Origin of the sequence: Stenotrophomonas sp., assembly GCF_032099025.1 — a bacterium.
Classification (GTDB): Bacteria; Pseudomonadota; Gammaproteobacteria; order Xanthomonadales; family Xanthomonadaceae; genus Stenotrophomonas.
Genome location: NZ_DAMCID010000021.1, coordinates 69,599 through 80,830 on the forward strand (window position 1 = coordinate 69,599; position 11,232 = coordinate 80,830).

At 60.2% G+C, this 11,232-nt stretch carries 8 protein-coding genes; 3 read left to right on the forward strand and 5 right to left on the reverse strand.

Translation table 11 applies throughout. The features are described 5' to 3' along the window. Positions 1 to 178: 178 nt before the first annotated feature. The 3 genes from RT456_RS14690 to RT456_RS14700 all read right to left on the reverse strand — a co-directional run bounded on the left by RT456_RS14690 (position 179) and on the right by RT456_RS14700 (position 2,205). The gene (locus RT456_RS14690; protein ID WP_313347783.1) at positions 179 to 595 is read right to left on the reverse strand and encodes a hypothetical protein; all 417 of its coding nucleotides are present in this window, start codon (positions 593 to 595) and stop codon (positions 179 to 181) included. Positions 596 to 818: 223 nt separating this feature from the next. Continuing rightward, positions 819 to 1,613 carry a siderophore-interacting protein gene (locus RT456_RS14695; RefSeq protein WP_313347784.1) on the reverse strand — a complete coding sequence of 265 codons (795 nt, stop codon included), beginning with the start codon at positions 1,611 to 1,613 and terminating at the stop codon, positions 819 to 821. Positions 1,614 to 1,701: 88 nt separating this feature from the next. Then, a complete protein-coding gene (locus RT456_RS14700; protein ID WP_313347785.1) occupies positions 1,702 to 2,205 on the reverse strand; it encodes a PadR family transcriptional regulator in 504 nt (167 codons plus the stop codon). A gap of 491 nt (positions 2,206 to 2,696) precedes the next feature. Here RT456_RS14700 and aceE point away from each other — a divergent pair, with 491 nt between their 5' ends. From aceE to RT456_RS14715, 3 genes are all read left to right on the forward strand, one after another. Next, complete coding sequence (gene aceE / locus RT456_RS14705; RefSeq protein ID WP_313347786.1) at positions 2,697 to 5,384, forward strand: pyruvate dehydrogenase (acetyl-transferring), homodimeric type; 2,688 nt, start codon at positions 2,697 to 2,699, stop codon at positions 5,382 to 5,384. 62 nt (positions 5,385 to 5,446) lie between these two features. Then, the gene (locus RT456_RS14710; protein ID WP_313347787.1) at positions 5,447 to 6,223 is read left to right on the forward strand and encodes a hypothetical protein; all 777 of its coding nucleotides are present in this window, start codon (positions 5,447 to 5,449) and stop codon (positions 6,221 to 6,223) included. Next, the gene (locus tag RT456_RS14715) at positions 6,217 to 8,514 is read left to right on the forward strand and encodes a hypothetical protein (protein ID WP_313347788.1); all 2,298 of its coding nucleotides are present in this window, start codon (positions 6,217 to 6,219) and stop codon (positions 8,512 to 8,514) included. Before RT456_RS14710 ends, RT456_RS14715 begins: the two co-directional genes overlap by 7 nt. Before the next feature lie 619 nt (positions 8,515 to 9,133). Here RT456_RS14715 and RT456_RS14720 read toward each other — a convergent pair. After that, positions 9,134 to 9,853, reverse strand: a complete 720-nt coding sequence (locus tag RT456_RS14720) for an HNH endonuclease signature motif containing protein (RefSeq protein WP_313347789.1) — start codon at positions 9,851 to 9,853, stop codon at positions 9,134 to 9,136. A 435-nt stretch (positions 9,854 to 10,288) separates the two neighbouring features. Beyond that, a complete protein-coding gene (locus tag RT456_RS14725; RefSeq protein ID WP_313347790.1) occupies positions 10,289 to 10,504 on the reverse strand; it encodes a hypothetical protein in 216 nt (71 codons plus the stop codon). Positions 10,505 to 11,232: the final 728 nt, after the last annotated feature.

Below are 11,232 nucleotides of genomic sequence, written 5' to 3' on the forward strand. Positions count from 1 at the left end.
GTCGGCCCACCAAGTCGGCCCACCAAGTCGGCCCACCAAGTCGGCCCACCAAGTCGGCCCACCAAGTCGGTCCACCAAGTCGGTCCACCAAGTCGGTCCCACCCAGTCGGCCCACCCAGTCGCCCCACCCAGTCGGCACCACCCAGTCGGCACCACCCGCCCAACAAAACCCCCGTAATCACCCCGCCGCCAGCGTCGCCAACCACCCGCTCGTGAAATCCGTCGGCAACCGCCGTGCCGGTGCGGTCAACCCGCTCTCACGCAGAAACGCATGCGTGGCCTGCGCGAAATTCTGCCGCGCAATCAGCGCTGCCTGCTTCACCGTCGCCTGCTGCTTGCGCAGCTGCACGATCTGCAGGCTCGGCTTCCCCGGCAATGCGTACTTCTGGTAACGCCGCAGCTCGTCGGCCACCAGCGTGATATCCGTGTTGGCCTGCACCAGCGCCAGCTGCGCGCGGGCCAGCGGCAGGGCCGCCTCGCGCATCGGCACCGTGGCCTCGGGCGCCGCGGACGCCAGCGTGGCGTCCAACGCAGGATCGGCGCGCTCCAGGCGCGCGATCAGGTCGGCCAGGGCCGAAAGAGAAGCTGCTTGCATCGAAAGCCACCGGCCCAAAACGCGATTGTCGCATGGCGGGGGTCACGACCAACCGTCGTGACCTACCGGCACCCCCCGGTGGCGCACGACCGTTTATCGTGCGGCGCAGGTAGGTCATCAGGCCTCGCTGGCCGCGGTGCGTATCGCCTGGCCCGGCCAACGGCCGGCACCACCCCGGTAGCGCACCACCGTTGGTCGTGCGGCGCACGCGATCAATATCGCCTCAATCCCCCTCGTGCCCCGGGTGCGCCTTCCAGTACCCCGTGGAGCGGATCCACTCCTTCGGCACCCCCAAGTGGCCCTCGATGTACTTGCGCATCATCCGCGCCCGGCGCGATTCAGTGGCAATCCAGTAGAACGTGTCGCCCTCCGGCTCCTCGAAGTCGGTGAACACGTCTTCCAGCAGCGTGCTCGTCGCCCCATCAAAGCCATTGCGCTCCAGCCACGACACCCGGATGCGGTCGTCTTCCGGCAGCGACTGGCGGTCATCCGCCTCCGGAATCTCGATGTACACCTCCGCCCGCGCCTGCGCCGGCAGCGTCTCCAGCCAGCGGCCAATGGCCGGCAGCGCCGTCTCATCGCCAATGAGCACATAGGTGTCGTAGTCATCGGCCGTCATGTGCGAGCCGCGCGGCCCGCCCACCGCGATGGGATCGCCCGGCTGCGCATTGGCCGCCCAGCTCGACGCCACCCCGTGGCCGTGCAGCACGAAGTCGATGGCCAGCTCCTTCGCCTCCAGGTCCCACCAGCGCGGTGTGTAATCGCGGGCGGGGGAGGGTTCCTGGCCTTCCGGATAGCGCGGGCCTTCCGGGGTCATCGTCGGCACCACGAACTGCCCTTCCGCATTGGGGAAGAACAGCTTCACGTGGTCGTCGGGCGAGGGCGAATCGAAGCCCTCCAGCGCCTCACCGCCCACGATCACCCGGCGCATGCACGGGGTGATCTCCTCGGTGCGCAGCACCTGCAGCGGGCGGAACTTCACGGTATGACGCAGCAACCGGTTTTCATGCAAAGCCATGGGAATACCTGTTATTTCAGTGCCGCATACGCGGCGTAAGGGGAAGGACCTGGCTGGCCAACGGCGGGCTGGGTCTGGATCAATCGGGTCAGCGGCCCTGCGCACGAATCTGCGCGGCGGCCTCGCGCAGCGCCTGCGCCACCGCCGCCGCGTTGTCGTCCTGCCAGCGGGCGTGGTGCAGGCCCAGCGCCTGCTTCAGCTCGCGCAGCGCGTCGCGCACCACCGGCGGCAGGTTGGCCTTGGCGATCGAGCGCGCGCTGTGGCGCACCCGGTGCAGCGCCGCGTCCACCTCCTCGCGCTGCGCCGCCAGCTCGGCCTGGCCCAGCGCGTTGAGCTGGTAGCGCTTGCGGCCGCCGTCTTCCAGCGCACTCACCCAGCCGGCCGCCTCGAACTGCGACAGCACCGGGTAGATGGAGCCCGCGCTGGGCGTGTACACCCGCACGAACATCTCGCTGATGCACTGGATCAGCTCATAACCGTGGCGCGGCTGTTCGCCCAGCAGCGACAGCACCAGCAGGCGCAGGTCGCCCCGGCTGAGCGGCCGGGCCGGGGTAGAGCGGGCAGTAAGTTCAAGGTCACGCGGAGCAGTCATTTCGATATATCGAATGAAGTGCGATAACGATATATCGAAAAGTTGCGGACGTGTAGAGCCACGCCCTGCGTGGCTGCGCAACCGTTCAGCATTCGACCGCCGCCGCAGCCGCGAAAAGCGCCCACCAACCCATGGCCCCCACGCGACGGTGCGTGCCCCACGTAGAACGCTGGCGAGCCCCCGCCCACCGAGACCACCCACGTTCCACGCCCCCCACATGACAGCGTTAGCCAATCCGCCCCACCCCAAACCGGCCCCCACCTGTACGCCGCTGTCCTCCTGCCGCACCCGTGTCATCGCCATCAACCACCCTGAAACCGCGCGTGGAACCGGCAAAACCAAGCCGCCCTACTGTCGCGCGATGTCCCCCAGACACCGCGCAGCGCTTCCATACGCACCCGTAGCGAAGTAAGCAAACCCATTGGTGCGCTACACTTTGCGGCTAGAAATCTAAAACAGTCGCGCGCGTGCGTGCGGTCATGGGAGCGCAAATGAACTGGTTGAACGAGGTGCTGAACAACGACCCGAATCCTGTGGAAACCCAGGAATGGATCGAGTCGCTGAAGGCCGTAATTGATGTCGAGGGCCCTGAGCGCGCGCATCAACTGTTGGAAGGCATGGTGGAACTGACCCGTCGTTCGGGTGCTTACCTGCCGTTCTCTCCCACCACCGAGTACGTGAACACCATCGCGCCGACCCTGGAGGCCAAGAGCCCGGGCAACGCCGAACTGGAATGGCGCATTCGTTCCATCATCCGTTGGAACGCCATGGCCACCGTCGTGCGCGCCAACCGCAAGCCGGGCGACCTGGGCGGCCACATCGCCAGCTTCGCCTCCGGTGCCACGCTGTATGACGTGGGCTTCAACCACTTCTGGCGCGCCCCCAGCGACAACCACCCCGGCGACCTGCTCTTCATCCAGGGCCACAGCGCCCCGGGCATCTATGCGCGTTCGTTCCTCGAAGGCCGCATCGACGAGCAGCAGCTGGACAAGTTCCGCATGGAAGTCGACGGCGGTGGCCTTTCCAGCTACCCGCACCCGTGGCTGATGCCGGACTACTGGCAGACCCCCACCGTATCGATGGGCCTGGGCCCGCTGGCCGCCATCTACCAGGCGCAGTTCCTGCGTTACCTGGAAAACCGTGGCCTGATCGAAAAGAGCGACCGCAAGGTGTGGTGCTTCATCGGCGACGGCGAATCGGACGAACCGGAAACCCTGGGCGCCATCGCGCTGGCCGGCCGTGAAGGCCTGGACAACCTGATCTTCGTGGTCAACTGCAACCTGCAGCGCCTCGACGGCCCGGTGCGCGGCAACGGCAAGATCATCCAGGAACTGGAAGGCGTGTTCCGTGGAGGCGGCTGGAATGTCATCAAGCTGCTGTGGGGCGGTTACTGGGATGCCCTGCTGGCCAAGGACACCAACGGTGTGCTGCGCAAGCTGATGATGGAAACGGTCGACGGCGAATACCAGAACTGCAAGGCCTTCGGCGGCGCGTACACGCGCGAGCATTTCTTCGGCAAGTACCCGGAAACCGCCGCCATGGTGGCTGGTCTTTCCGACGACGACATCTGGCGCCTCAACCGTGGCGGCCACGACCCGCACAAGGTGTACGCCGCCTACCACCAGGCCGTGAACACCAAGGGCATGCCTACCGTGATCCTGGCCAAGACGGTCAAGGGCTACGGCATGGGCAGCGCCGGTGAAGCGCTCAACCCGACCCACCAGACCAAGAAGCTGGACGACGAAGCGGTGCGCCACTTCCGCGACCGCTTCAACATTCCGGTGACCGACGCGCAGCTGGCCGACGGCCAGGTGCCGTTCTACCACCCGGGCCCGGATTCGCCGGAAGTGAAGTACCTGCAGGAGCGTCGCGCCGCACTGGGCGGCTACCTGCCGCAGCGCCGCCGCAAGGCCACCAAGAGCTTCAACGCACCGAAGCTGGAAACCTACGAACGCCTGCTCAAGAGCAGCGGCGAGCGCAGCTACTCCACCACCATGGCCTTCGTGCAGAGCCTGAACATCACCCTGCGCGACAAGGAACTGGGCCCGCACATCGTGCCGATCGTGGCCGACGAAGCCCGTACCTTCGGTATGGAAGGCCTGTTCCGCCAGATCGGCATCTACGCGCCGTTCGGCCAGAAGTACAAGCCGGTCGACGCCGACCAGCTCATGTTCTACCGCGAAGACCAGAGCGGCCAGGTGCTGCAGCAGGGCATCAGCGAGCCGGGCGCCATCAGCTCCTGGATGGCCGCCGGTACCAGCTACTCGGTGTCCAACGTGCCGATGCTGCCGTTCTACATCTACTACAGCATGTTCGGCTTCCAGCGCGTGGGCGACATTGCCTGGCAGGCCGCCGACATGCGTACCCGCGGCTTCCTGCTCGGCGGCACCGCCGGCCGCACCACGCTCAACGGTGAAGGCCTGCAGCACGAAGATGGCCACAGCCATCTGGCGGCGGGCGGCATTCCGAACGTGCGCAGCTACGATCCGACCTTCGGCTTCGAAGTGACCGTCATCCTCCAACACGGCACCAAGGCCATGATGGAAGACCAGATTGATGAGTACTACTACATCACTCTGATGAACGAAAACTACACCCACCCGGAAATGCCGGAAGGTGCGGCCGAAGGCATCGTCAAGGGCATGTACCTGCTCACCGACGCCGGCAAGCCGAAGAAGAACGAGCTGCGCGTGCAGCTGCTGGGTTCGGGCACCATCCTGCGCGAGGCCATTGAAGCGGCCGCGCTGCTGGAGAAGGACTTCGGCGTCACCGCCGACATCTGGAGCTGCCCCAGCTTCAACGAACTGCGCCGCGATGGTTTCGACGCCGAGCGTTGGAACCGCCTGCACCCGGAAGACACCCAGCGCAAGGCCTACGTGACCGAGCTGCTGGAAGACCGCCAGGGCCCGGTGATTGCTGCCACGGACTACGTGCGTGCGTATGCGGACCAGATCCGTGCGTTCGTGCCGGGTACGTTCACCGTGCTGGGTACGGATGGGTTTGGTCGTTCGGACACCCGTGCGAACCTGCGTCGCTTCTTCGAGGTTGACCGGTACTACATCGCGCATGCCGCGATTGCGGCGCTGGCGAAGGACGGGAAGATGACCGGGAAGGATGTGGCCCGGGCTATCAAGCAGTACAAGATTGATCCTGAGAAGGGGAATCCTGTCGGGGTTTGATGGGGAGTAATCAAGAAAAAGGCGGCCAGTAGGCCGCCTTTTTTGTTGATAGCAAGTGCGGAATGCGTCAATCTACCGAAAGTACAGCGAACGCTGGGGGAGTCGTGCTTTCAGTTCTAGTCGATTATGACAACGTAAACGAGAGGTTTAAGCGAGCTGGTGTCATGGAGGCTGCGACAGAAATTTCGCGATTGATTCCTGCATCAGTTTTTGTGCAATACGATGCCATCCAAGTTCGTCTGTATGGGGGGTGGCGTGAGCGCGGCAATCTGACAAGAGTCGCTCAACAAATACTCCCCGTTATCAGGCAGGAATCTCCCCGACCTTTTAGTCGACGCGTGGAAGATGACCAGCGAACTGTCAGGCTGGAAGTCGTGCTTGCAGACAGTCCAGCGTGGACCAATCGCGTCTTCAGTGAAACATATGTAAGAGATCGCCCTGCCAGGAAGTTTCGTGTCAGGCGTGATCCTTGGAATGGTTGCTCTGCCCAGGATAACTGTGGCATGGCGCGCCTCAGGCAACTTAAGTACTCCGATGAATGCGAGGCTGCGACATGCGCCGTCAAGGCGCAGGATCTAGTGGTGCGAGACGAGCAGAAGATGGTCGATACGTTGATTGTGGCCGACATCGCCTATCTTTCCCTTCAGAAGCGCGATAAAAATGTGGTTGTCGTTTCGTCGGACACTGATATGTGGCCGGGGGTGCTCCTCGCCGCAAATGCCGGCTGCCTCATAACGCATATTCATACCAATGACGGCTGGAGGACTCAGCGCCACCTTAGCCAGATGTTGGAGGCTGGTAGGTCCGAGCGGTTTTACGAACAAGTGAGCCCATGCTAATGGACATATCTCAATTCAAGAGCATTCTTTCCTCGTTCGCTGACGAACCGACCGATGTAGACGTCAGACTAGGCCGTGTGGTTGCAGAGCTTCGAGGCGAAGTCATTGATGTCAGGGTTTCGTATAAGGATTCTGACGCCTCATCCATCCTCGTCCACGAGAACGATGCAGTCATCCCGGCACGCACTTGGATAATCAATAGAATTGCAAGATTGCCGCAGTTGGCAGACCGAATTCTGGCACTTCCATTGTCTCAAAAATTCGAGTCTCCCCAATCGGTCTTCGTTTCACCTAGGGGAAGGATGACTCGTGATATTGCAGATGAAGAACTGATTGATCAAGATGTGGACGCGAGAGAGTCGCTCTTAAAGATCGCCTCCAATCCCGTCCCAGGGGCGACGTCTGTGTTTTATCTGACCTCGGACGCGGGCGAAGGAAAAACTACGCTGATTGCAAAAGTTGCACAGGAGCAGGCCCGGAGGTTCAAGGCAAAAGAGGTGCCATCACTTGTCGTTCCTATTCCATTGGGTGGAAAGGCGTTCTTGACCTTTGACGACGCGGTTATAGCGGCGCTAGTTAATAAACTGCGTTTCCCATACTTGTACTTCGATGCTTTCATCAATCTCGTAAAAATGGGATTGATAGTCCCAGCTTTTGATGGCTATGAAGAGATGCTCGTCGAAGGTGATAAGGGGGAAGCCGTGTCCTCACTGGGAGGTCTCGTGCAGAGTCTCGACTCCGCAGGGACGATAATTTTGTCGGCACGAAAAGCATTCTTTGAATACGTTAGCTTCAAAACGCAGGCCAAACTACTAGATGCGATCGGCGATCGATCTGCAATGTTCGGCCGTCTTTCTCTGACCAGATGGCGCATAGATGAGTTCACTTCCTACGGCGAACGTAGGGGGCGGGACGATGCTAGTGATATCTATTACTTGATCGAAGACAGGCTGGGGAAAGCCCATCCCTTGTTGACTAGGGCTGTGCTTGTCAAGCGACTATTTGATGTCTTGGAAAAAGAGGACGGGGCAGAGGTGGTTGATCTGCTAGGTGTGAATCCATCCGACTATTTCTATACCTTTGTCAATGCGATTGTGAAGAGAGAGGCTGAAGAGAAGTGGCTCGACAAGGATCTAATGGAGCCCCTGCTCGCAATAGAAGATCATCATGTATTGCTGTCTGCGATTTCAATGGAGATGTGGCAGACGTCTTCGCTTTCTATTCGGTATGACTTGCTTGATGTGGTGGTCGATATATACCTAGATGGTAGAAAGAAGGGTGCGTCTCATGCGAGGCAAGTAAAGGAGAGAATTCGTCAGCATTCGCTCCTGTCGGTGGATCCGAGTCGTTCCAACTCAGTCTCGTTCGATCACGAGGATTTCCAGAGCTTTTACCTTGGGGAGGCGCTTGGCGGACTGGTGTTCGCTAAGCATAAAGGAGATATCAGGTCGTTCTTTTCGGTCGGGATCGTTCCAATGGTCACCATCGAGCAGGCTGTTCAGTCCCTTCTTCGCCAAGGGGGTGATCCAGCAGATGCAGTCGCGACGCTTCAAGAGATAGATAGCGAAGAATATGGATTTACCTTTATCAAGGAGAACTGTGGATCCCTGGTCTGTAGGCTCCTAGAATGCTTGGGTGGTTCAACTCACGGCATAGAAGTGCGGGGGATAATATTTCCAGTTGGGGGCTTGGCGGGTAAAGTCCTCGCCAAGATTGATTTTATCAAATGTCACTTTCAGCCAACCGGAGTTGGGCGATCCAAATTTGATAAAATTAGATTCATCAGCTGTGAGTTTGAGCGGCTCGAGGTTGACTCGCCCACGTCACTGCGCGGCTGCACGTTCCGCGACTGCCAGGTAGACTCGATCGTTTTGAACGACGTCCAATCGTTTGATCCTGGTGTTATTCGTGGGGTTATTGGTGAGTCCGGTGGCGGCATTGAGGATGGGTCAACCGGCGGCATGACATTTGATGGAATCTTGGTAGACGATGAGCGATTCAAGATCCTCGAGAAGTTTCTAAGATTTTTTATGCGAAGCACATACATGGATGAGACCTTCATTCGTCTTCGGCTTGGAAAGATCAGCGCTCCAGTGTTCATGGATGAAATGTTGCCTGACTTGATCGATGCAGAAGTTGTAGATGAAGTGCGTTGGAAGGGGCAGGGTGTTCAAAGGCGATACAAGCTGAAGCTTGCAATGTCTGACATTGCCATCGCGCTTGAGGCTTCTGGCTCGACCTTTGAGGGATTCATTCAAGCGGCCGAGGCTCAGCTCTCCCGTCAGACTTGAGTTCCGGGGGATCAGCCAGAACGACGCGTCATTCGCGCCGTTCTGGCGCCTTCCCCGAACGGCGGAGGCCACAGTAGGCCTCTCTCTCTACGCACTTTGATTCAAATGGGGGGGGGGCGCTCTCAGATGGTCAATGAGCTGGTCAGCTACCAGCGCGCATTCTTTCCCGCCACGGTTCGCGCTGTTGCGGGTCGACGCCTGTTGGCGTCTGCTTCAGCGGAGCACATCCATTGGGCCTGGCGCCGCCCCAATACGAGCCAAGCACCGGATCTTTCGTGACTCACTTGGGCGCAGGTTCAGGCTCGTTTGAAGGCCGTCAGTGGAACCCTGTTGGCGTGAGAGCTTGTGGTAAGCAGCTCGATGGTCTATGGCTTTTGCAGGAGGACTGGTCTCATCGCGTCCTAGTGGGAGGAGAGTGCACTCAGTCGTCCTGCACGAAACTGCTTCAAGTACTCCTACGCTTGTTGCGAAGTGGCCTTTCCGCCCAGCGCCCGAACTGCATCAAGGCACTGCTCCCACTGAGTCGTCTCCACATTCATGTACCCTTGGCCCTCCTTCCACATTTCTCCACTGGCTTAGCCTCGTGCGGAGCGGCACGTCGGCACATCTTCCCCGTCGATCACCAATCGCACCTTGAACGGTGCCAGCGCATTGCGTCCACGGAGAGGGCAATGGCTCCAGCCGCTCTGGTTGCCAACGCCTTTCCGACGTAAATCTGGTATTCACTGTCTTGTAGAGTTGCGCACCCAACGACTCGCGACGTGTCTGGATCGGCTGAGATCAGCCGAAGGTCGAAGAGGGTGTGCAAGTCGGCTCGCAACAATAATCCGTTGCTGACGTCATTCGTCGCGCCATCTTTATAAGGATAGACGTGAGCCGCCTCCAGAAGATCAACGATGGCGCAACCTGAAATGGCACACCTCCCGCCATAAACCTCGATGAGTGCTTTTCGGAACGCGGGTTGCCCACGACGTTGCACCACACTGCGAAGCACACGCCGACGCTGATCTTCAGCACCTTCGGGGGAGAACCCGTTGCTAGCCTTCACTGCCTGCTCTGCCACAACTAGCGCGGCGCGCACTTCCGCGTCCGCGAGCCCAGCCTCAGCATCCCCAATTCGCGCCTGGATCATCCCGACCAGCACCTTGGTTACATTGGTGCCGACGTTGGCTAGCGGTCGAAGACCGGGAATCTGCCGATACCCGAGCTCCTCCATCACCTGGGAGACGTTGCCAAACCTGCGTGTCCAGGCTGCTTCATCCTTCCCGTATTTGTTAGCCAAGTCCCGAAAGGTCCCGGCCTTGTTGACCTTCTCGCCGCGCGCGATGCGCTCCCGCATGTCCAGGTATCCATCCACGGATGCCTGCAACTGCTCTGGTGTCCACCTTTCCATGTGCGCCAGCCCCCTGCTAAGCGATCACCATGATCGATCAGCAGGAAGTATGCTGCATGCGACACGGGGTGGCGCAAGTGGCACGACTGAGAGTTCCGGATCCTAGCGGCGATGGGGATCTCGACGGCGTCAATTAGCCAGCCTCAGCCGGTGCATCGGCCACACCCGATCCACCCGACAAAGATCAAAATCCAGCCCATAAGCCAGCGCGGTCTCCGTTGCCGGCAGCGCGCCGCTGCATTCATCAGTACGCCTGAACTGCGACAGCAAGCTGTTGGTGGGTCCAGTCGTCCATGTGGCAATTCCATTGCCCTATGCGAATCAGCGATTCGATAGGGTTAAAGCATGCGGTACGCGCAGAGATTTGGCGCACCTTTCCCGTTAGGTGCGACGCCTCAGGCCCAAGGACGGCCAGAACACGTCAACCCGACACAGGTCAAAGTCCAGCCCATACGCCAGGGCAGCGTCTTTCGCTGGAAGATCTGCGTACCAGCCCAGCTCCTTCTCATCCATCCCGGCTTCTGCGTGGTCGATGGCAAAGAAGCCGACCATTGCCTCATCGAAGGCATTCAGCCACTCAGGATCTATTTCTGTCATCCACTGCTCTCCTCTAGATAGCGGCAGATTGCGTGCGACCCGTCCCAAATCTTGCGACTGCAATGAGCCAGTTACGCCAATGCTTAGGCATCGCCAACCAAGCCGCGCAGATCAACAGCAACAAGCGATTTCCCATCTTCCGACCCATCCGGCATGGTGCACATCGGAGCGTAGAAACTCTTCTGGCTAGACAATGTTGGACGTCCCTTTGTCGGGAGGGTGGCTAATACAACACCCCCTGTGGAAATACGCCCGCCGGTTCTAGCCAGACGGTTTCTAACCTCCCGACTCCCTTGCCGCTCCGGCGAGGGATCTTCCTGCCGGAGGTCCAACATGCTGCTTACGACGTCGCACAGCTCGTTCGGGTTCGTGCCATCCCTACCCAGGTCATACGCCCGTCCACCCTGCACCCATCAAGGTGGCGTGGTGGCGCATTCCGCACACGCGCAGGACCGCACCGCCGAGATCGTGCCTTACCTGCGCTTGCCCAGCCGCTGGCTGGACAGCTGGGGCTTGGGAGCGGGCAAGTCTCAGCATCGATCCCAAGACCAACAGCGCCACGCTGACGATCGGACGGAGGCCAATGGCATTCCCCACCGAGAAGCCAACGAAGCGGCAGCGGGAATTCTGCTGAGCTGATCGGCGCCGCGTGGTGGGCATCCGCACGGTAGCATGAACCTGCCCCGCTGAAACGGACGCCAAGAAGCGATAATTTGATCGCACTTGGA